This is a genomic window from Streptomyces sp. NPDC002276, from assembly GCF_053891435.1.
In genome coordinates, this window is sequence record NZ_JBSFCQ010000004.1 from 361,692 (window position 1) to 382,112 (window position 20,421).

Here is a 20,421-nt window from a genome sequence, read left to right on the forward strand (position 1 = left end):
GTAAAGGGACTTCAGTGACCATCGACTTCGCCGCACTCCCGCACGACTTCCTGTGGGGCACGGCCACCGCGGCGTACCAGATCGAGGGAGCCGTCGCCGAGGACGGGCGTTCGCCGTCGATCTGGGACACCTTCTCGCACACCCCCGGCAAGATCGACAACGACGACACCGGCGACGTCGCCTGCGACCACTACCACCGCTGGCGCGAGGACATCGGCCTGATGCGCCAACTCGGCGCCAACGCCTACCGGTTGTCGATCGCCTGGCCCCGGGTGATCCCGGGTGGCGACGGCCCGACGAACCCCAAGGGCCTGGCGTTCTACGACCAGTTGGTGGACGGACTTCTCGAAGCGGGCATCACCCCCTCCGTCACCCTCTACCACTGGGACCTGCCCCAGGCGCTCCAGGACCGCGGCGGCTGGCCCGAGCGCGCCACCGCCGAGCACTTCGCCGCGTACGCCTCGGTCGTCGCCGAACGGCTCGGCGACCGCGTCACCCACTGGACCACCCTCAACGAGCCCTCCTGCTCGGCCTGGATCGGCCACCTGGAAGGCAAGATGGCACCGGGTTGGACCGATCTAACCGCCGCCGTCCGAGCCTCCTACCACCTGCTCCTCGGCCACGGCCTCGCCGCCCAGGCGATCCGCGCCGCCGCCCCGAACGCCCAGGTCGGCATCGTCAACAACCTCTCCACGGTGTACCCGGCCAGCGACCGCGACGAGGACGTACAGGCCGCGCGCCGGCAGGACGGTCACGTCAACCGCTGGTGGCTCGACCCGGTCCACGGCCGAGGCTTCCCGGCCGACATGGTCGAGACGTACGGCGTCGAACTCCCGGAACAACCGGGCGACTTGGCGACCATCGCCGCCCCCCTGGACTGGCTCGGCCTGAACTACTACTTCCCGGCGACCGTCGCCGACGACCCCACCGGCCCCGCCCCCTACACCCGCGCCGTCCGCCGCCTCGGCGTCCCGCGCACCGGCATGGACTGGGAGATCGACGCCTCCGGCATCGAGACCCTGCTGCTCCGCCTCACCGAGGAGTACGACCCGCGCCGGATCTACGTCACCGAGAACGGTTCCGCGTTCCCCGACGTCGTACGCCCCGACGGGACCGTCGACGACCCGGAGCGCCAGGACTACCTGGTCCAGCACCTCGCGGCCTGCGCCTCGGCGGCCCGCAAGGGCGCCCCACTGGCCGGCTATTTCGCCTGGTCGCTGCTCGACAACTTCGAGTGGGCGTACGGCTACGAGAAGCGCTTTGGACTGGTCCACGTCGACTACGACACCCAGGTCCGCACGATCAAGGGCACCGGCCACCGGTACGCGGAGATCATCCGCGACCACCGCAGCCGGGCCCGGCGCGCGGCCTGACGGAGACCGCCCCGGTGGGTGCGGGCGGGGGAGCCCGCGCCCACCGGGGCACCAACGGTCCCCTGGATCGGTCCAACCCCATTAACCCCGTGTATGTCATGCGCACGTCAGTACGAGCACCCCCTGAAGGAGACCCGCCCCTCAAGGAGACCCGCATGCGAACCCGCACCCTGCTCACGGCGCTCACCGCGCTGACCCTGCTCTGCGCCACCCCGGCCCTCGCCGCCCCCTCCCCGCAGGCCGCCGTCGCGGCCACCTGGGACACCGACCGCGCTGCCGCCGCCTACGCCGCGAACCCGGCCGCCGTCACCGCCTCCGGCAGCGAGAACGCCGGCACCACCCCCGGCCTCGCCTTCGACGGCGACGGCGCCACCCGCTGGTCCAGCAACTTCGCCGACGACGCCTGGATCCGCCTCGACCTCGGTACGACCCTCCGAGTCGACCGCGTCACCCTCGACTGGGAGGCCGCCTACGGCAAGAGATACGTCCTGGAGATCTCGAAGAACGGCACCGACTGGACGCCCTTCTACACGGAGACGGCGGGCACCGGCGGCTCGGTCACCACGAGCACGTACCCCCAGGAGGTGACGGGCCGCTACATCCGCCTGCGCGGTTTGGAACGGGCCACGCCCTACGGCTACTCGCTCTACTCCTTCAAGGTCTACGGCGGCGAACCGGCCCCCGCGTCCACGACCCGCACCAACCTCGCCCTGAACCACCCCGCGTACTCCAACTACTACCAGCACAACGGCAATTCACCGACGTACGTCACCGACGGCGGCTGGCCCGCCAACCTCAAGGACGACGCGACCCGTTGGTCCAGCGACTGGAACGCCGATCGCTGGGTCTCGGTCGACCTGGGCGCGACCTCGACGATCGACACGGTCGACTTCTACTGGGAATCCGCCTACGCCGTCGACTACTTGCTCCAGGTCTCCGACGACAACACCACCTGGCGCACGGTCTACGAACCCTCGGCCGCCGACATCGCCGTACGGCGGGCCGATGTGAAGTCGCCCTCCGACGCGACGGGCCGCCACGACACGGTGACCCTGCCCCAACCCGTGACCGGCCGCTACGTCCGCATGCTCGGCAAGGAACGCCGCTCCTTCTACAACCCGGCGCCCTACACGGCCCAATTCGGCTACTCGCTCTACGAGTTCCAGGTCTGGGGCACCGGCGGCAACGCGGCGGCGGCCTACCCCGCACTCCCCGGCGACCAGTCGGGCACGTACCGGACGACGTTCTTCGACGACTTCACCTCCGCCGCCCTGGACCGCTCCAAGTGGCGGGTCGTGCGGACCGGCACGGAGATGGGATCGGTCAACGGCGAGTCCCAGGCCTACGTCGACTCGACGGACAACGTCCGTACGCAGAACGGTGAGTTGATCCTCGGGGCGAAGTACTGCAAGGGCTGCACGCAGGCGGGCGGCGGGACTTACGACTTCACGTCGGGCCGCATCGACACCAACACCCACTTCGACTTCACCTACGGCAAGGTCAGCGCCCGCATGAAGCTGCCGGTCGGCGACGGATTCTGGCCCGCCTTCTGGCTGCTCGGCAGCAACGTCGACAACCCGTCCGTGTCCTGGCCGGCCTCCGGCGAGACCGACATCATGGAGAACATCGGCTACGGCGACTGGACGAGCACGTCCCTCCACGGCCCCGGGTACTCGGCGGACGGCAACATCGGCGCCCGCCAGACCTTCCCGAACGCCGGCACGATCGACCAATGGCACACGTACGCCGTCGAATGGACGCCGACCGCGATGCGCTTCTACGTCGACGACAACCTCGTCCAGGAGACCACCCGCAACAAGCTCGAATCGACGCGCGGGCAATGGGTCTTCGACCACAACCAGTACGTGATCCTCAACCTCGCCCTGGGCGGCGCGTATCCGGCCGGCTGGAACCAGGTGACCACGCCGTACTGGGGCCTGCCGCAGTCGAGCGTCGACAAGGTCGCGGCCGGGGGAGTACAGGCGGAGGTGGACTGGGTGCGGGTCGAACAGAAGCAGTGACAGCTGGGCCGGTCCGGAGCGCGGAACCGGACCGGCCCGTCCGACCCCCGGCGGCAATCCGGGGGGCGGACGTGGCGCGCGCCGTGAACCGGTTGCTGTAGGTGCGGGGCCCGGGCATCCGGAGCGATAGGTGCGGTGCCCTGCGATTCGGTTGCGGTGGATGCAAGGCCCCGGGAATCCGGTTGCCGCACACCCCGCCCCCTGACACGCTCACGCCCATGCCGACCTTCGCCGCACCCGACGGAACCCGCCTCGTCGCGCACGCCTCCGGCGACGGCCCGCCGCTGGTCTGTCTGCCCGGCGGACCGATGCGGGACTCGGCCTACCTCGGCACCCTGGGTGGCCTGACCGCCCACCGGCGGCTGATCCGGCTCGACCTCCGGGGCACCGGTGCGTCGGAGGCGCCGCGGGACCCGGCGTCGTACCGCTGCGACCGGCTCGTGGACGACGTCGAGGCCCTGCGCGTACACCTGGGCCTGGAGCGGATGGACCTGCTCGCGCATTCGGCCGGCGCGAACCTGGCCGTGCTGTACACGGCCCGCCACCCCGACCGGGTGGCCCGACTGACGCTGGTCGCTCCCAGTGTCTACGCGGTCGGTATCGAGATCTCCGCCGATGACCGGCTGGCGGTCGCGCGGCTGCGCGGGTCCGAGCCGTGGTTCGGACCCGCGTTCGCCGCCCTGGAGGAGATCACCGCGGGGCGGGCCACGCCCGACTCCTGGGAGGCCATCTCGCCCTTCGCCCACGCCCGTTGGGACGAGACGGCACGTGCCTTCGAGGAGGCCGACGCCAAGGAGAGGAACGCGGAGGCCGCGGCCCTCTACGCCGCCGAAGGCGTCTTCAGCCCGGCCGACACCCGGGCGGCGCTGGCCGGCTTCACCTCCCCGGTGCGCGTCCTCGCCGGGGAGTTCGACATCTCCGCTCCACCGCATGTGCTGGCCCGGTACGCGGAACTGTTCCCGGACGCCGAGTTCGTGATCCAGCCCGGCGCCGGACACATGCCGTGGCTGGACGACGCCGAGCGGTTCGTCGCGCTGGTGCTGCCGGTCAGCAGTCCCTGAACTCCGGTGACTGGTTCAGTACTTGGGACCGCGGTGAAGTGAACTTGGCATACGTCCCGCCGTCCCGGGCCGTCGGCCGGAACGCCGCCACCCGGTGGCAGTTCTGGAAGGCCAGGGCCACCCCGAAGTGGCGCTCCAGGCTGCCCCGGATCGCGTCGCTGGCCAGCGCCCGCAGCAGCTGGCCGCGTTCCTTCTCGGACGGCGGCGGAGTCTGGTTGTCGGTGAACTCGGCCGTGCCGTCGTGGAGTTCGGCGGCGAGGCCCGCGACGAGGTCGTAGGCGTACGGCAGGGACGTGCGGACCGTGTCCACGAAGTCCGCCTCGCGGATGTCACCGTGTTCGGCTTCGGCGAGGAGCTTCGGGGAGACGTCGAGAGACATGAAAAGGGGTGTCCTGTCGGGTAGTTGGGGGTGGTGGGGAGGGTGGAGTGGGGTGCGCTGGGGTGCGGTGTCGTCAGGTCAGTGCGGGCGGGCCCGGTACGTAGCCCGGGTCGACCTGGGCGGCCAGGTCCAGGCCCGTCGCCCGGTCCGCCCAGGCCCGCGCGTTGCGCAGGTGGAACTCGACGGCGTGGCGGTGCAGGGTCGGCCAGTCCCGGGGGCAGGAGTCCACGGCCTCGCGCAGCAGACGCAGGGCGTGCACGTTGTGCGGTTCCAACTCGCCCTCCGACCGGCCCTGTTCGGCGGCGCGGACGGCGGGGGAGTGGACCAGGTGAGTCAACAGGTCGTCGCCCACCTCCTGTTTGAGGAAGAGCAGGTCGTCCTCGCCGGTCACCTTGTTGCCGATCACGGCGATCCGGATCCCGAACTCCCGTGCGTGGTCCCGGTACTGGCGGTAGACCGAGACGCCCTTGCGGGTGGGTTCGGCCACCAGGAAGGTGAGGTCGAAGCGGGTGAACAGGCCGGAGGCGAAGGCGTCGGCGCCCGCCGTCATGTCGACCACGACGTACTCGCCGGGGCCGTCGGCCAGATGGTTCAAGTACAGCTCCACCGCGCCGAGTTTGGAGTGGTAGCAGGCCACCCCGAGGTCGCTCTCCTCGAACTCGCCCGTCGCCATCAGCGGTACGTCACCCGCCCGCACCACGTGCCGGGCGTGCACCTCGTCGTCGCCGAGCAGTCGCAGCAGGCGTGAGCCGCGCCCCGGCGGGGTGGTCTTGATCATGGCCTCGCGGGAGGCGATGCGCGGGTTGGTGCCGCGCAGGAAGTCCTTCAGCTCCCCCAGGTGGGCGCCGAGCGGAGGGGCGACGACGGATGCGGTGCCCGGGGCCAGGGCCTCGGCCAGGTGCTGGTTGATGTCGCCGTCGACGGCGAGCACGGGGGCGCCGGAGCGGGCCAGTTGACGGGCGAAGAGAGCCGACAGCGTGGTCTTTCCGCTGCCGCCCTTGCCGACGAACGCGACGCGCACTACCGGTCCGCCGCTTTCGCGGTTTTGAAAATGAATGTCATGTGGCTAGGTTTTAGGGGTCGGCCGCAGGGCTGTCAAATCGGGAGCGGCCATCAGGGGTGGCCGTCATGGGGATCGCCGGGCGCGATCAAGGACGGGAGTCTTAATGCATATGATGTGCAAGTGCTGGATTACTGCATCAGGGCGGCAGGCCCGGACGACCTCGACGGTGCGCGTGCCGTGATGCTCGACACCGTCTACCGCGACTTCGCCACCGGCTATGTGCCCCGCTGGCACGCCGACATCATCGACCCGGCCGCCGCCTACCTCGCCCCGGTCCGCCACACCCTCCTCGTGGCGCTCGATCCGGACGACGGCCAGGTCGTCGCGACCGCCGCGCTCGACTCCCGTGGACCGGTCCACCCGCCGAACCCGCGCCACCTCGCCGAGCGCTACCCCTCCGGCACGACCGCGCAACTGCGCCGCGTCTACGTCCGCCCCGCGCACCGCCGCCGCGGCCTCGCCCGGCATCTCGTCGCCGAACTCCTCGCCTTCGCCGCGGCCGACGGCGGCTACCGAGCCGCCTATCTGCACACCGACCCCGCCGTGCCCGGCGCCGAAGCCTTCTGGCGCTCGCTCGGCAAGGTCGTGCACGACGAGCGCGGCGACGCGGACGGCGGGCAGGGAATCATGCACTTCGAGCTGGCGATGGGGCGATGACCGCGATGCGATTCCGCCGATTCCGCCGAACCCGCCCCGCCCGACTGCTCCTTGGGCTCGCCCTCGCCCCGCTGCTCACCGGCTGCTTCGCCTCCGCGGGTGAGGAGAGCGGGGAGACGACCGGGACGTCCGGTTCCCGGCTGCGGGTCGCGCTCGCGTTCCCGCCCGCCGAGAACCTCTCCCCGTACGGCGCCGACGCCACCATCCTCAGCCGCCTCGGTGTCACCGAGGGCCTGACCTCGCTGGACGCCAACGGCTCCGCCGCTCCCGCGCTCGCCCGGTCCTGGCAGCGGGAGAACGACCGCGGTTGGCTGTTCACCCTGCGCGAGGCCACCTTCCAGGACGGCACCGACGTCACCCCGGCCCGCGTCGCCGCCGCCCTCACCCGCGCCACCGAGGCGAAGCCCGCCCCCGCCGCGCTCTCCGGCGTCACCCTCACCGCCGAACCCGCGGGCGGCGACCGGGTGCGCGTCACCACCAACTCACCTGATCCGGTACTGCCGTTGAGGCTCGCCGGTCCCGCCCTCGCGGTCCTCTCCCCGAAGGCGTACGAGGAGAAGGGCCGCGTCGACCCGGTCGGCACCGCCACCGGTCCCTTCGAACTCACCAAGGTCACCGGCTCCACGGCGGCCACCCTCGACCGCTTCGACGACCACTGGGGCGGCATCGCCCGCGCCTCCGGCATCGACGCGCGCTTCATAGCCGACGGCACCGCCCGCACCAACGCCCTGCGCACCGGACAGGTCGACATCGCCGAGGCGATACCCGTCGCCCAGGTCGCGACCCTCGACCGCGCGGTCCGCCGCGAGACCGCCACCACCCGCACCACGAGCCTCCAACTCAACACCCGCACCGGCCCGTTCAAGGACCCGAAGCTGCGGGCCGCCGCCCGCGAGGCCGTCGACACCGGCGCGCTGGCCAAGGGCGTCTACGAAGGTCACGCCGACGCGGGCACGGGCATCTACGGCCCCGCGGTCACCTGGGCCGCCGGCAAGCGCGAAGAGCCGGTCGGGCGGGAGAACGCGAACGCGGAGGCGGAGGCGCCCGACGGAACGTCGATCACCCTCGCCACGTACGACAACCGGCCCGAACTGCCCGAGGCGGCGCAGGTGTTGAAGCAGCAGCTGGAAGAGGCCGGATTCCGGGTCGAGTTGGAGGTGCGCGAGTACTCGCGGATCGAGAGCGACGCGCTGGCCGGGAAGTTCGACGCGTTCGTGGTGGCCCGCAACACCCAGGTGGACACCGGGGATCCGGTCGCCGTGCTCGCCAGCGACTACACCTGCGACGGCGGCTACAACCTGGCCCTGCTCTGCGACAAGGATGTCGACCGGGCCGTCGCGAAGGCCGAGGGCGCCGCCGACACCTCCGCACGGCAGAGCGCCGCGATGGCGGCCGAGGCCGAGATCCTCGGCACCGACGCGGTCGTGCCACTCGTCCACCAACGGGTCGTCACCGGCGTCGGCGGCGCCGTCGAGGGCGTCCTCCTCGACCCGTACGAGCGCACCCTCGTCGGCACCGGAACCCGGCGCTGAACCATGCCGCACCGCACGACCGCGCTGCTGTGGCGCGCCCTTCTCGCGGCCGGACTCGTCTGCGCCGTGGGCCTGTTGCCCTGGCTCGCACACACCGACCCGGCACTCACCGTACTCAAGGCACGCTCGGCGGAACGCGACCCCGACCCCGAGGTCCTCGCCACGATCCGCGCCCAACTCGGCCTCGACAAAGGCCCGTTGCGCCTGCTCGCCCAGTGGCTCGGCGGCCTCCCACGCGGCGACGCCGGCCGCTCATGGATCTCCGGCACCGAGGTCATGCCCGCCGTCCTCCACGCCCTGGGCGCGTCCCTGCTCCTGATGACCACGGCACTCGCGGTGGCCGCGGTGACCGCCGTGGCGGTGTGCGCGGGCACGCTGTGGCGCGGCGGGCGGGCGATGGGGCGGTCCGGTGGAGGTGGTTGCGCGGGGCGCGCTGTGCTGCCGGGGTTCCTCGGACGGGGACACACTGGGCGTCTCGCAAAGCGGCTCGCCGGTCGGCCTGTTCGGCGTTCCGGCGACGGCGACGGCGATGGCGACGGCGATGGCGCGGTTCGCGCCGTGCTCCCCGGGGTTCTCGCCCGGCGGCGCAGCAGCCGACCCGCAGGGCTCTCCGGTGCTGGCGATGGTGGCGAAGGCGGCGGCGACGGCGCTTGCGCGGTTCCCGGCGCCCCGCCGGGGCCACTCGCGCGACGCCGTCTCCGTCGTCCCGTGGGCGTAGGCGTAGGTGTAGGCCACCCCCGTGGCACCGGCTCCGCCGCTCTCGCCGCGCTTCCCGAGTTCCTCACCGCGTCCGTGCTCGCCACCGTTGTCGGGGTGCAGTTGGGGTGGTTGCCCGCGCTCGGGTGGTACGGGCCGCGGTGGACGGTGTTGCCCGCGTTCGCGCTCGGGCTGCCTGCCGGGGCCGTGCTCGGGCGGCTGCTCGACGATCTGCTGCCCGGTGCGTTCGCCGAGCCGTGGGCGCGGGCCGCCGCCGCGCGTGGGCTGCCCGGGCGGCGTATCGCCCGGCAGGCCGTGCGGCGGTGTCTGCCCGGACTGCTGCCGAATTTGGGGCTGTTCGTCGTCGGGCTGACCGGCGGGGCCGTCGCCGTCGAGCAGATCTTCGACATCCCCGGTCTCGGCCGCACCACCCTCCAGGCCGCCCTGGCCCAGGACCTGCCCGTCCTCCAGGCCGGAACCCTCGTCCTCCTCCTGCTCGCCGCCCTCGCCGCCGGACTCTCCCGCCTCGTCACCCGCCTCCTCGTCGGACCCGCACTGCGCGCCGGGGCCCTGCCGTCCCTCCATGGGCCCGCCCCAACACCCGGACGCGCCCTGCCCGTTGTGTACGCCGCCCTCCTCCTCGGTGTTCTCGCGCTCGGTCTGCCCCGCGACCCCCTCGCCCTGAATACCCGTCTTCGTCTCCAACACCCCACCTGGGCCCACCCGTTCGGCACCGACGCGCTCGGCCGCGATCTCCTCGCGCGGATCGCCCACGGAGCTGTCGACACCCTGCTGCTCGCCCTCGCGATCAGTGCCGTCGCGCTCGTCACCGGTGTCCTGCTCGGGTTGCTGCCCCGGTTGTCCGGACCGCTCGTCGACACGGTGAACGCCGTACCGCCCGTCCTCGCAGCCCTGTTGGTCACCGCCGTGGCCGGCCGCGGGAACGGTACGCCCGCCCTCGCCGTCGCCGCCCTGGCGTGGACCCCCCTCGCCGCACACACCTCCGCGCTGCTGCGGCAGGAGCGCGCCACCCTGCATGTGACCGCCACCCGGGGCCTGGGCGCGGGCCGTTGGTACCTTCTGCGCCACGAACTGCTGCCCGCCGTCCTGCCACCCGTCACCCGGCACGCCCTGCTCCGCCTGCCCGGCGTCGCCCTCGCCCTCGCCTCGCTCGGCTTCCTCGGCCTCGGCGCCCAGCCGCCCGCCCCGGAGTGGGGCCTCCTCCTCGCCGAGAACCAGCCCTACGCCGAGCGCGCCCCCTGGGCCGTCCTCGCCCCCGCCGCCGTCCTCGCCCTCTTCGGTGCCCTCGCGGTGACGGCGGCGGGCAGCGTACGAGCCTCGGGGCAGGGGCAGTTGGCGGTCCGATGAGTGCGGCGACCGTCGTACGGACTCCCCTCCCGCCCCTGCTCAGGCTGCTGATCCTCACTCAACTCGCCTTCAACGTCGGCTTCTTCGCCGTGCTGCCGTTTCTCGCCGAGCATCTGGCGGACGTGATCGGCATGGCGGGCTGGCTGGTTGGGCTCGTGCTCGGGCTCAGGACCTTCAGTCAGCAGGGGCTGTTCGTGGTCGGCGGGGCGCTGGCCGACCGGTACGGGGTGCGGCCCGTGGTGCTCGCCGGGTGCGTGCTGCGGATCGCCGGGTTCGGCTGGCTCGGGTACGCCGAACGGACCTCGGCGGTCGTCGGGGCCGTACTGCTCATCGGGTTCGCCGCCGCGCTGTTCTCCCCGGCCGTGGAGTCGGAGGTCGCGCGACAGGCCGTCGAGTGGGAGGAGAGGGGCGGTGGCCAACGGGCCCGTGTGCTCGCGCTGTTCACCGTCGCTGGTCAACTCGGGGCGTTCGTCGGGCCGTTGCTCGGTGCGCTGCTGCTCGCCGTGGACTTCCGGGTGACCTGTCTCGCCGGGGCCGGGATCTTCGTGTTCGTGCTCGTGGGGCATGCGTGGCTGCTGCCGCAGCACATCCCCGGACGGACGCGCGTCACGGAGAAGGGCGGTGCGAGGGCTCTCGTACGCAACCGGCCCTTCCTGGCGCTGTGTTGTGCCTACGGTGCCTATCTCCTCGCCTACAACCAGCTCTATCTGGCCCTTCCCGCGGAGGTCGAACGCGCGGCTGGCTCCCAGGCGCCGCTGGCCTGGCTGTTCGCGCTGTCCTCGCTGCTCGTGGTGAGCGCGCAGTTGCCCCTCACCCGGTGGGCGGGGGAGCGGCTCGATCCGCGCCGGTCCATGGCGGCCGGGCTGCTGCTGATCGCCGTAGGGTTCACGGCTGTCGCGGCGGCCCGGCCCGCCCAACTCACCGGCACCACCGGGCTGTTGCCCGCCGCCGTCCTCGTCGTGCTGCTCACCCTCGGCCAGATGCTCATCGCCCCCGTCGCCCGCGCCTGGGTCCCGGACCTCGCCGAACCCGGCCGCCTCGGCCTCTACACCGGGGCGCTGTCCTCCGTCTCCGGGCTGATCGTCCTCGTCGGCAGCGCGGCCACTGGCACGCTCCTCGACACGGGACTGCCCGCGGCCGTCCCGTGGCTGGTGCTGGCCGCCGTACCGGTCGCGGCGGTCGGGCTGTTGCCGCGTAGGGGCGCCCCGGCCGCCGTATCCCGGTAAATCGACGCATCCGCGCACGAGTCCGCCCACCCGGACTGAACGTCCCACGCGTCACCGCCGTACCAAGCCATGAACCAGATATGAGCTGCCCCCTAAACAGCCATCGACGGCTACGGCGGCAGCGGCCCGTGGGAGGATCCGTCACCATGAGCGCATCCCCGGCGGTACGGAGCCTGCGCGCCGCGGTGTTCGCCGCGGTGTGTGTGCTGCTGGCTGCCGCCGGGCACGGGCTCGCCACCGGCGCGACACCACCGTTGTGGGCGGACGGCGCCGGGTTCCTCGTCGTGTTCGGTATGGGGTTCCTGCTCGGCGGGCGGGAACGGTCCCTGCCCGGCATCGGCGCCGCGATGCTCGCCACCCAGGCGGGGCTCCACCTCGGCTTCGACCTCGCGCGGCCCCGGGCCGGGATGGCGATGGCCGGGATGGCGCACATGTCGGGGGGCGCCATGGCCCCCATGCGGCAGACGCAGGCGATGACCCCGCACGCCGTGGCCGCGCATGTCGTCGCCGCTCTCGTCGCGGCCTGGTGGCTGCGGCGCGGTGAGGCCGCGCTGTGGTCGCTGCTGCGCTGGGCCGTCGCCTTCGTGCCGGGGCTTGTGGCCTGGTGGCGGGACGCCCCCGCGCCCCTGCCCGCCCGCACGGTGGGTCCCGGACGCACCGGCGCCGACGCGGCCCCCTTCCGTCAACTCCTCCTGCGGCACGCGGTCAGCCGCAGAGGTCCACCGGTCCCGATCCCGTACCCGGTCTGACCCCCCAACTTCCTTTTCCCGTACGGAGATCACCTCACCATGTCCGCACACCGCACCACCCTGCGCCGCGCAGGCACCGTCGCCGCGCTCGCCACCGCCGGAGTCCTGGCCGCCGCCGGAGTCGCCTCCGCGCACGTGACCGTCCACCCGGAGAGTTACGCCAAGGGAGCCACGGACGGTGTCATCACCTTCCGGGTCCCCAACGAGGAGGACAAGGCCAGCACCACCAAGGTCCAGGTCTATCTGCCCACCGACCACCCCGTCCTCGGTGTGCTGGTCACCCCGCAGAACGGCTGGACCGCGAAGGTCACCACCAGCAAGCTGAAGACGCCGGTCAAGACCGACGACGGCACCATCACCGACGCCGTCTCCGAGATCACCTGGACCGGCGGGAAGATCGGCGCCGGACAGTTCGAGGACTTCAATGTCGCCTTCGGTCAACTGCCCGACGACACCGACCAGTTGACGTTCAAGACGCTCCAGACCTACTCGGACGGCGATGTCGTGCGCTGGATCGAGGAGGCCGCGGCGGGCGCCGACGAGCCGGAGAACCCGGCGCCCGTCCTCAAGCTCACCGCCAAGGAGAGCGAGGACGGCGACGAGACCCCAGCCGCCTCCGCCTCGACGGCCGCCACCGCAACGAAGACGACCTCCGCCTCCTCGTCGAGCTCCAGCAGCGACTCGACCGCCCGCGGGCTCGGCGTCGCCGGCCTGGTCGTGGGCGTCCTCGGCCTCGCGGCCGGCGCCTTCGCCGTCGTCCGCAGCCGCTCGCCGCGGTCGTAGCCGCCGTAGCACTGAAGTCGTACGGGTAGCACGGAAAGCCGAGTCGTACGGGTAGTACGGAAGGCAGCCGAGTCGTACGGGTAGTACGGAAAGCCGAAGGGCCCGGATCCACCGTCTGGTGGTCCGGGCCCTTTCGATACGACCGGTGCGGTGCTACTGGGAGACCAGTTCGAGGACTTTCTCCTCGGCCGGGGCCTCCTCGACGAGGGCGATGCGGGAGGTGCGCCACAGCCAGAGGATGTCGCGGCCGAAGGACCACACCAGCGTCCCGAGGGCGAGCGCCACCACGGCGAGGTTGGCCGTGTGCGGGAGGAGGTTCGCGCCCGCCAGCAGCAGGAGGATGCCCTGGGTGGCGGCGACCGTCTTGCGGGCCGTGCTCGGCGGCAGCGGGGCGTTCAGCCACAGCCAGACGCGCGCGGCGGCCACGAAGACGTAGCGCATGGCGCCGATCAGCAGGACCCACGGGCCGAGCTGCGTCGACACGTACACGCTGAGGACCAGGATCAGGAACGCGTCGACCTCCATGTCGAAGCGCGCGCCCAGCGCGGTCGAAGTCCCCGTGCGCCGGGCGACCTTGCCGTCGACGCCGTCCAGGATCAGGGCCACCGCCGTCAGCCCGACCAGCAGCGTGACCGGGGGCGAACTCTCGAAGGAGTCCGCGACCAGCGCGGTCACCCCGCCGACCAGGATCGCGCGGCCGAGCGTGACCCGGTTGGCCGGGCCGAAGTTGCGCGTCCGCGTCTTGTGCAGGGCCTGGGAGAGCACCGCCCAGGTGGCGATCGCGAACGCGAGTCCGGTCAGCCAGCCCGCCGGGCCCATCCCGATCGCCGTACCGAGCAACGCCAGCAACAGGATCTGAACGCCCGCTCCCACAGCGGTCTCCTGCTGGACCAGCCTTGCTTCGTATGTGTTGTTCAGGGCCACCGCACACCCTCCGGCCATATGACAGAGTCGATCAACGCCGCGTACTGTGCGCGGCCTGTGGTTACCCGTACGTGAACAGCTTCCCGATCGTTCAGGAGGATTCCGATGAAGCGCACCGCGAGGGCGTTTTGGATCGGTCCACCCGGTCACGGCGAGATACGCGACGTCGTTCTGCCGGACCCCGCCGAGGACGAGGTGCTGGTCCGTTCCCTGTGGTCGGGCGTGAGTCGCGGCACCGAGACCCTGGTCTTCCGCGGGGGCGTCCCCGAGAGCCAGCACGCGACCATGCGTGGACCGTTCCAAGAGGGTGACTTCCCAGGTCCGGTGAAGTACGGCTACCTCAACGTCGGGGTCGTGGAGGAGGGCCCGGCCGCGCTGCTCGGCCGTACCGTCTTCTGCCTCTATCCGCACCAGACGCGCTACGTCGTCCCCGCGAGCGCCGTGACACCCGTACCGGACTTGGTGCCCGCCGGGCGGGCCGTGCTCGCCGGGACCGTGGAGACCGCCGTCAACGCCCTGTGGGACGCGAGGCCGCTGATCGGCGACCGGATCGCCGTGGTCGGCGGCGGGATGGTCGGGTGTTCGGTGGCCGCGCTGCTGGCCCGCTTCCCGGGCGTACGTGTGCAGTTGGTGGACGCCGACCCGGCGCGGGCGAAGACCGCCGAGGCGCTGGGAGTCGGCTTCGCGCTCCCCGCCGACGCGCTCGGTGAGTGCGACCTCGTCGTGCACGCCAGCGCCACCGAACAGGGTCTCGCCCGTGCGCTGGAACTCCTCACGCCCGAGGGCACCGTCCTCGAACTCAGTTGGTACGGCGACCGGAAGGTGAGCCTCCCGCTCGGCGAGGCCTTCCACTCCCGGCGCCTGGTCATCCGCAGCAGCCAGGTCGGCACCGTCTCCCCGAACCGGGCCGACCGCAGCTACGCCGACCGTCTCGCCCTCGCCCTGGATCTCCTCGCCGACCCGGCGCTCGACGCGTTGGTCACGGGGGAGAGCGACTTCGAGGAGCTGCCGGACCTGCTGCCGAGGCTCGCCTCCGGAGAGATTCCGGCCCTGTGCCACCGGGTGCGATACACCGACATCGGTTGAGAATCGTTCAATCCGCTACGACAAGCGCGTCTGACCTGAGAAAAGAGTGAGAGAGGGCTGAACAGGGGGAGGCGTGCAGCCGTACTACACGGCATCCCCCGGCAGGGATCAGCCGGGGGACCAGACGCGCCGCACCTGGAGGGTCGTCCGTTGTTCAGCATCACCGTCCGCGATCACATCATGATCGCCCACAGCTTCCACGGCGAAGTGTTCGGACCCGCGCAGCGCCTGCACGGGGCCACGTTCCTGGTGGACGCCACCTTCCGGCGCGCAGAGCTGGACGACGACAACATCGTTGTCGACATCGGACTGGCCACCCAGGAACTGGGCGCCGTCGTCAGCGAGTTGAACTACAGAAACCTGGACAACGAGCCCGATTTCGCGGGCGTCAACACCTCCACGGAGTTCCTGGCGAAGGTCATCGCCGACCGGCTCGCCGAGCGGATCGAGAAGGGCGCGCTGGGCGAGGGCGCCCGCGGCCTGGCCGCGCTCCAGGTCACCCTGCACGAGTCGCACGTCGCCTGGGCGAGTTACGAGCGTGCCCTGTGAGCGACGTGACCATCGACCGCGCCCCCTCGCTGGGATTCCTGCCCGCACAGCGCGCGGCCTCCCGGAATGCCGAGATCATCCCCATGTCCCTGCGCACCGTGCACTTCGTGATGCCGGGCGGCGTCGACGACCCGGCCGCGCCGAGCGGCGGCAACGCCTACGACCGGCGGGTCAGCCTGGACCTCCCCGGCTTCGGCTGGCAGGTCCACAAGCACGCCGTCGACGGCGAGTGGCCCCGGCCCGGTGCCGCCGCCCGCGCGGAACTCGCCCGGGTGCTGGGTGAGTTGCCGGACGGCGCCGCCGTACTCCTCGACGGGCTCGTGGCCTGCGGAGTCCCCGAGATCGTCGTCCCGGAGGCGGACCGGCTCGGCCTCGCCGTCCTCGTCCACCTCCCGCTCGGCGACGAGACCGGCCTCGAAGCCGCCGTCGCCGCGGAACTGGACGCCAAGGAGCGCACGGTCCTGCGGGCGGTGTCCGCGGTCATCGGCACCAGCGACTGGGCGGTCCGCCGCCTCGTCTCCCACCACGGCCTGGCCCCCGAGCGGGTCCATGTCGCCACCCCCGGCGCCGACATCGCCCCCCTCGCCTCCGGCACCGACGGCGTCTCCCAGCTCCTGTGCGTCGCCGCCGTCACCCCGCGCAAGGGCCAGCACCGGCTGATCGAGGCCCTCGCCGCCGCGGCCGACCTGCCGTGGACCTGCACCTGCGTCGGCGGCCTCGGCACCGACCCCGAGTACGTCGACCACCTGCGCGGCCTCATCAAGCAGTACGGCCTCCAGGACCGGCTGCACCTCGCGGGCCCGCAGGCCGGCGCCCAACTCGACGCCAGCTACGCGAGTGCCGACCTCATGGTCCTCATGTCGTACGCCGAGACCTACGGCATGGCCGTCACCGAGGCCCTGGCACGCGGTATCCCCGTGCTGGCCACGGACGTCGGCGGGCTGCCCGAGGCGGTCGGCCGCGCCCCCGACGGCGGGGTGCCCGGCATCCTCGTCCCGCCGGAGGACCCCGCCGCCCTCGCCGCCGAACTGCGCGGCTGGTTCGGCGAGGCCGATGTGCGTCGCCGGCTGAAGGCGGCGGCGCGCGGTCGGCGCGCGGCGCTCGACGGGTGGGCCACCACGGCCCGCAGCCTCGCCGGGGTACTCACCCGGCTCCCCAGCGAATCCCGGAGGGTGGCATGAGGAAGACGGCGACCACCTCACCGGCGACGGGACAGCGCATCCCCGCGCAGCCGGGACCCCGGGGCGTACCGCTGGGGATGCTCGTGCCCCCGGCACCGACCGCAGTGGAGGACGTGATGGCGGGAACCGTTTCGGCGGACACCGGCGAGCAGGCCGGACACGGCGCCGTGATCCCCGGCGCCGGACCCGCGACCCGCCCCGGCGAACGGGCCACCGTACGGCTGCGGGACGTCGGACCCGACGACCCGCCGCGCTACGCGCCCGAGTGGCTGGAGCTGCGCGAGGGCGCCGACGCCGTCGCGCGGGCCCCCGAACTCCTCGACCCGCTGCGCATCCGGCTCGCCAACCTGCCCGGAAAGTCCGGGGTCGTCATCCACGACCTGGGCTGCGGCACCGGCTCGATGGGCCGCTGGCTCGCCCCGCGCCTCGACGGCTCCCAGCACTGGATCCTGCACGACCGCGACCCCTACCTCCTGCACTTCGCCGCCGTCGCCTCTCCCCGTGCCGCCGCCGACGGCAGCCGCGTCACGGTCGAGACCCGGCGCGGCGACGTGGCCCGGCTGACCCCGGACGCGCTGGTCGGCGCCTCCCTGGTGACGGCCTCCGCGCTCCTGGACGTCCTCACCCGCGAGGAGGTCGACGCGCTCGTCACCGCGTGCGTCGGCGCAGGCTGCCCCGCCCTGCTCACCCTCTCCGTCGCCGGACGGGTCGAACTCACCCCGGCCGACCCGATGGACGCCGAGATCGCCGACGCGTTCAACGCCCACCAGCGGCGCGACGGACTCCTCGGCCCGGACGCCGTCACCGTCACCTGCGAGGCCTTCGCCGCGCACGGCGCCACGGTCCGCGTCCACCCGAGCGCCTGGCGCCTCGGCGCCGACGACCTCGCGCTCACCGCCGAGTGGCTGCGCGGCTGGGTCGGCGCCGCCGTCGAGGAACGCCCGGAACTGAAGGAACGCGCCGACCGCTATCTGCGCGAACGCCTCGCGGCCTGCGCGGCGGGGGAGTTGACCGTGCTGGTCCACCACAGCGACCTGCTGGCGCTGGCCCGGCCGACAGGGGGAACATCATGAGCGTCGAGACGATGAGGACGGTCGCACCGCGCCCGGGCACCACACGGCGCCGGGTGCCCGTCGAGCGGACCGCGCCGGTCGCCCTCGAACTGCGCGCCCCGGGCACCGTCGAGGAGGTGCGCAGGCGGCCCGCGCACACCCCGCCGCTGCACAGCGCGGCCGTCTCCGGCGACCGTATCGGCGTGATCGTCGCCGCACCCCGGCCCACCGCCGACCGCGCCTCCGGCGCCCGCCGGGTGCTGCGCGCGATCCTGACCCGGGTGAACTCCCGCGCGGTACGCACCCACTTGGGCTCGGTCGTCGGCATCGCCATCCTCGGTGTCCTCCTGTGGCGCCTGGGCACCGGAGTCTTCCTGGACGGCCTGCGCCGCATCGACGCACCGACCCTGCTGATCGGGCTCGCGATCGGGGTCGTCACCACCGTGTTCAGCGCCTGGCGCTGGGCGCTGGTGGCGCGCGGACTGCGCATCAAGCTGCCGCTCGGCCCGGCCGTCGCCGACTACTACCGCGCCCTGTTCCTCAACGCGGCCCTGCCCGGCGGCATCCTCGGCGACGTGCACCGCGCGGTACGGCACGGACAGAGCGCCGGCGACATGGGCCGCGCCGTCCGCGCCGTCGTCCTCGAACGCGTCGCCGGCCAGATCGCGCTGGCCGTCGTAGGGGTCGGGGTCCTGCTGGGCCTGGACTCCCCGGTGATGGCCGACGCCCGCAGCGTCGCCCCGCTCGTCCTGCTCGCCGGGATCGGAGCCCTCGCCGTCGTGGCCGCCCTGCGGATGAACCGTCCGCCCAGCGCCACCCGCCGCGGCCGCGCCCTGCGGACCACCCTCGACGAGGTGCGCGCCGGACTCTTCTCCCGCGCCAACTGGCCCGGCGTCGCCCTCTCCTCGCTGGTCATCCTGGCCGGTCACCTAGCGATGTTCGTGGTCGCCGCGCACGCCGCCGGATCCGCCGCGACCGTGGGGCAGCTGCTGCCGATCGCGGTTCTCGCGCTGGTCGCCATGGGCCTCCCGCTGAACGTCGGCGGCTGGGGCCCCCGCGAGGGCGTCACCGCCTGGGCGTTCGGCGCCGCGGGCCTCGGCGCCAGCAGCGGCCTGTCCGTCGCCGTCATCTACGGCGTCCTCAGCTTCGCCGCCGCCGTGCCCGGCCTGTTCGTCCTGGTCGCCCGCTGGTACACCGGCCTGCGCACCACCGGGCCCGGCACCGCCGTACCGGACCCGGCGCCCGCTCAGGAGTCCGCGGTCAGCATCGAGAAATACGCGCCGAAGGAATCGGCGAGGCTCGCCAGCAAGGCCTTCCCCTTTTCCGCCGAGCCGAGGGACGGGCGCCCGATGACGCCCGACTCGGTATAGCCGGCCATACCGAGCGTCAGAAGATGACGACGGTCGTCGGCGACGAAATCGGAGGTCTCATAACCGGGACGGATCAATTCGGGATGAGCGTGCAGAAGAATGGAGGTCTCGATTTCCCCCGCGTGCATATCGGTGAGCAGCGAGGTCAGTACCCCGGCCCGCTCCCGCGCCGCCTCCCAGTCCTCGGCGGCCGGGAACAGCGCCATCCGCTCACCGCGCGCGGAGGACTCCTGAACGACGTTGCCCAGTACGTAGTTTCCGCCGTGCCCGTTGACCACCACCAGGGTCTCGACCCCCGAGCGGCGGAGCGAGTCCGCGATGTCCCGCACCACCGCATGAAGGGTCACGGAAGAGATGCTGACGGTTCCCGGCCAGGCCGCGTGCTCCTGCGAGCAGGCGATCGTCACCGGCGGCAGCAGGTGCACCGGGTACGCCCCGGCGATCTCCCGGGCCACGGCACAGGCGACGAGGGTGTCGGTCGCCAGGGGAAGATACGGGCCGTGCTGCTCGAAACTGCCGACCGGAAGGACCGCGACCTGTGCCGAGAGACCTGCCCCCCTAGCCCGTACGTCCTCCGTGGTGTCCGCCGGCACCAGTCCGTATGCCGCCGTCCGTGAGCCCGAACCATTCATTGTTTCACGGCCTTTCGTCTCTGCTTAGGAACCAGATCATGACAGAAAACATTGGCGTACTCGGCAAGCAGAAGTCCGCGCAGCCCAGGGGCGCGGAACGCGTCGTGAATGCTCCGTTGCCCACCGTGTACGGCAAATTCCAGGCGATCGGTTACCTGGACCACGACCGCGGTGACGAGCAAGTGGCCCTGGTCTACGGCGACATCGGCACGGACGACGTACTCACCCGGCTGCACTCGGAGTGCCTGACGGGCGACGCCTTCGGCTCGCAGCACTGCGAGTGCGGCGACCAGCTGGACGCCGCGATGCGCGCCGTGGTCGCCGAAGGCCGGGGCATAGTCGTCTACTTGAGGGGGCACGAGGGGCGCGGCATAGGCCTCCTCGCCAAGTTGCGCGCGATGGCGTTGCAGGCGGAGGGCCTGGACACCGTCGAGGCGAACCTCGCCCTCGGTCTGCCCGTCGACGCCCGCGACTACGGCGTGGCCGCCGAGATCCTGCACGACCTGGGGGTGGCGAGCGTTCGTCTGCTCTCCAACAACCCGCGCAAACGCGAGGCGTTGATGGAACACGGCATCAAAGTCTCCGAAGAGGTACCGCTGTTGATCGAGCCCTGCGAGAACAACATCACCTACCTGCGCACCAAGCGGGAGCGCCTCGACCACCACCTGCCCCATCTGGACGCGGTGGCGCACTGGTCCTGATTCCGGTGAGCGGCATCC

General features: G+C 72.3%; 18 protein-coding genes and 1 pseudogene. 15 read left to right on the forward strand and 4 right to left on the reverse strand.

What is annotated here, in order from left to right:
• Window positions 1-14: 14 nt before the first annotated feature.
• From ACWIHT_RS13600 to ACWIHT_RS13610, 3 genes are all read left to right on the forward strand, one after another.
• Window positions 15-1,373: a GH1 family beta-glucosidase gene (locus ACWIHT_RS13600; protein ID WP_456167635.1), complete on the forward strand. Its 1,359-nt coding sequence runs from the start codon at window positions 15-17 to the stop codon at window positions 1,371-1,373.
• A gap of 155 nt (window positions 1,374-1,528) precedes the next feature.
• Window positions 1,529-3,394, forward strand: a complete 1,866-nt coding sequence (locus tag ACWIHT_RS13605; RefSeq protein ID WP_456167637.1) for a discoidin domain-containing protein — start codon at window positions 1,529-1,531, stop codon at window positions 3,392-3,394.
• Window positions 3,395-3,612: 218 nt separating this feature from the next.
• Window positions 3,613-4,455: an alpha/beta fold hydrolase gene (locus ACWIHT_RS13610; protein WP_456167639.1), complete on the forward strand. Its 843-nt coding sequence runs from the start codon at window positions 3,613-3,615 to the stop codon at window positions 4,453-4,455.
• On the opposite strand, the gene ACWIHT_RS13615 is transcribed toward ACWIHT_RS13610, so the two are convergent.
• Window positions 4,442-4,834, reverse strand: coding sequence for an SCO5389 family protein (locus tag ACWIHT_RS13615; protein WP_456167641.1), 393 nt, complete (start codon window positions 4,832-4,834; stop codon window positions 4,442-4,444). The two genes, ACWIHT_RS13610 and ACWIHT_RS13615, sit on opposite strands and share 14 nt — an antisense overlap.
• 73 nt (window positions 4,835-4,907) lie before the next feature.
• A complete protein-coding gene (locus ACWIHT_RS13620; protein WP_456167643.1) occupies window positions 4,908-5,855 on the reverse strand; it encodes an ATP-binding protein in 948 nt (315 codons plus the stop codon).
• A 162-nt stretch (window positions 5,856-6,017) separates the two neighbouring features.
• Between ACWIHT_RS13620 and ACWIHT_RS13625 the strand changes: the two genes are divergently transcribed.
• From ACWIHT_RS13625 to ACWIHT_RS13650, 6 genes are all read left to right on the forward strand, one after another.
• A complete protein-coding gene (locus tag ACWIHT_RS13625; RefSeq protein WP_456167645.1) occupies window positions 6,018-6,554 on the forward strand; it encodes an N-acetyltransferase family protein in 537 nt (178 codons plus the stop codon).
• Complete coding sequence (locus tag ACWIHT_RS13630; protein WP_456167647.1) at window positions 6,551-8,086, forward strand: ABC transporter substrate-binding protein; 1,536 nt, start codon at window positions 6,551-6,553, stop codon at window positions 8,084-8,086. Before ACWIHT_RS13625 ends, ACWIHT_RS13630 begins: the two co-directional genes overlap by 4 nt.
• Before the next feature lie 3 nt (window positions 8,087-8,089).
• Window positions 8,090-10,150: an ABC transporter permease subunit gene (locus ACWIHT_RS13635; RefSeq protein ID WP_456167649.1), complete on the forward strand. Its 2,061-nt coding sequence runs from the start codon at window positions 8,090-8,092 to the stop codon at window positions 10,148-10,150.
• Window positions 10,147-11,376, forward strand: coding sequence for an MDR family MFS transporter (locus ACWIHT_RS13640; protein WP_456167651.1), 1,230 nt, complete (start codon window positions 10,147-10,149; stop codon window positions 11,374-11,376). The genes ACWIHT_RS13635 and ACWIHT_RS13640 overlap by 4 nt, the downstream gene beginning before the upstream one ends.
• Window positions 11,377-11,522: 146 nt before the next feature.
• Complete coding sequence (locus ACWIHT_RS13645) at window positions 11,523-12,125, forward strand: hypothetical protein (protein WP_456167653.1); 603 nt, start codon at window positions 11,523-11,525, stop codon at window positions 12,123-12,125.
• A 39-nt stretch (window positions 12,126-12,164) separates the two neighbouring features.
• Complete coding sequence (locus ACWIHT_RS13650; protein ID WP_456167655.1) at window positions 12,165-12,908, forward strand: YcnI family copper-binding membrane protein; 744 nt, start codon at window positions 12,165-12,167, stop codon at window positions 12,906-12,908.
• Window positions 12,909-13,061: 153 nt separating this feature from the next.
• Here the strand turns inward: ACWIHT_RS13650 and ACWIHT_RS13655 are convergent, their stop codons facing one another.
• The gene (locus ACWIHT_RS13655; RefSeq protein ID WP_456167657.1) at window positions 13,062-13,832 is read right to left on the reverse strand and encodes a CDP-alcohol phosphatidyltransferase family protein; all 771 of its coding nucleotides are present in this window, start codon (window positions 13,830-13,832) and stop codon (window positions 13,062-13,064) included.
• Between the two features lie 105 nt (window positions 13,833-13,937).
• On the opposite strand from ACWIHT_RS13655, the gene ACWIHT_RS13660 reads away from it, so the two are divergent.
• From ACWIHT_RS13660 to ACWIHT_RS13680, 5 genes and pseudogenes are all read left to right on the forward strand, one after another.
• Window positions 13,938-14,918, forward strand: a complete 981-nt coding sequence (locus ACWIHT_RS13660; RefSeq protein ID WP_456167659.1) for a zinc-dependent alcohol dehydrogenase — start codon at window positions 13,938-13,940, stop codon at window positions 14,916-14,918.
• A gap of 150 nt (window positions 14,919-15,068) precedes the next feature.
• Window positions 15,069-15,467, forward strand: a complete 399-nt coding sequence (locus ACWIHT_RS13665; RefSeq protein WP_019073017.1) for a 6-pyruvoyl trahydropterin synthase family protein — start codon at window positions 15,069-15,071, stop codon at window positions 15,465-15,467.
• A complete protein-coding gene (locus tag ACWIHT_RS13670) occupies window positions 15,464-16,648 on the forward strand; it encodes a glycosyltransferase family 4 protein (RefSeq protein WP_456167662.1) in 1,185 nt (394 codons plus the stop codon). The genes ACWIHT_RS13665 and ACWIHT_RS13670 overlap by 4 nt, the downstream gene beginning before the upstream one ends.
• Before the next feature lie 116 nt (window positions 16,649-16,764).
• Window positions 16,765-17,721 carry a trans-aconitate methyltransferase gene (locus ACWIHT_RS13675; protein WP_456168019.1) on the forward strand — a complete coding sequence of 319 codons (957 nt, stop codon included), beginning with the start codon at window positions 16,765-16,767 and terminating at the stop codon, window positions 17,719-17,721.
• Between the two features lie 11 nt (window positions 17,722-17,732).
• A pseudogene (locus tag ACWIHT_RS13680) lies at window positions 17,733-18,842 on the forward strand (lysylphosphatidylglycerol synthase transmembrane domain-containing protein); the annotation flags it as partial.
• A gap of 104 nt (window positions 18,843-18,946) precedes the next feature.
• Here ACWIHT_RS13680 and ACWIHT_RS13685 read toward each other — a convergent pair.
• Window positions 18,947-19,702, reverse strand: a complete 756-nt coding sequence (locus ACWIHT_RS13685) for a creatininase family protein (RefSeq protein WP_456167664.1) — start codon at window positions 19,700-19,702, stop codon at window positions 18,947-18,949.
• Window positions 19,703-19,740: 38 nt separating this feature from the next.
• On the opposite strand from ACWIHT_RS13685, the gene ribA reads away from it, so the two are divergent.
• The gene (gene ribA, locus ACWIHT_RS13690) at window positions 19,741-20,403 is read left to right on the forward strand and encodes a GTP cyclohydrolase II (protein WP_200713495.1); all 663 of its coding nucleotides are present in this window, start codon (window positions 19,741-19,743) and stop codon (window positions 20,401-20,403) included.
• The last annotated feature ends 18 nt before the right edge of the window (window positions 20,404-20,421 follow it).

Bases quoted from the DNA above. Each gene is read 5' to 3' on its own strand.
- ACWIHT_RS13605 (WP_456167637.1), top strand. From the start codon at position 1,529: ATGCGAACCCGCACCCTGCTCACGGCGCTCACCGCGCTGACCCTGCTC.
- ACWIHT_RS13610 (WP_456167639.1), top strand. From the start codon at position 3,613: ATGCCGACCTTCGCCGCACCCGACGGAACCCGCCTCGTCGCGCACGCC.
- ACWIHT_RS13615 (WP_456167641.1), bottom strand. From the start codon at position 4,834: ATGTCTCTCGACGTCTCCCCGAAGCTCCTCGCCGAAGCCGAACACGGT.
- ACWIHT_RS13630 (WP_456167647.1), top strand. From the start codon at position 6,551: ATGACCGCGATGCGATTCCGCCGATTCCGCCGAACCCGCCCCGCCCGA.
- ACWIHT_RS13635 (WP_456167649.1), top strand. From the start codon at position 8,090: ATGCCGCACCGCACGACCGCGCTGCTGTGGCGCGCCCTTCTCGCGGCC.
- ACWIHT_RS13640 (WP_456167651.1), top strand. From the start codon at position 10,147: ATGAGTGCGGCGACCGTCGTACGGACTCCCCTCCCGCCCCTGCTCAGG.
- ACWIHT_RS13645 (WP_456167653.1), top strand. From the start codon at position 11,523: ATGAGCGCATCCCCGGCGGTACGGAGCCTGCGCGCCGCGGTGTTCGCC.
- ACWIHT_RS13650 (WP_456167655.1), top strand. From the start codon at position 12,165: ATGTCCGCACACCGCACCACCCTGCGCCGCGCAGGCACCGTCGCCGCG.
- ACWIHT_RS13660 (WP_456167659.1), top strand. From the start codon at position 13,938: ATGAAGCGCACCGCGAGGGCGTTTTGGATCGGTCCACCCGGTCACGGC.
- ACWIHT_RS13675 (WP_456168019.1), top strand. From the start codon at position 16,765: ATGGCGGGAACCGTTTCGGCGGACACCGGCGAGCAGGCCGGACACGGC.
- ACWIHT_RS13685 (WP_456167664.1), bottom strand. From the start codon at position 19,702: ATGAATGGTTCGGGCTCACGGACGGCGGCATACGGACTGGTGCCGGCG.
- ribA (WP_200713495.1), top strand. From the start codon at position 19,741: ATGACAGAAAACATTGGCGTACTCGGCAAGCAGAAGTCCGCGCAGCCC.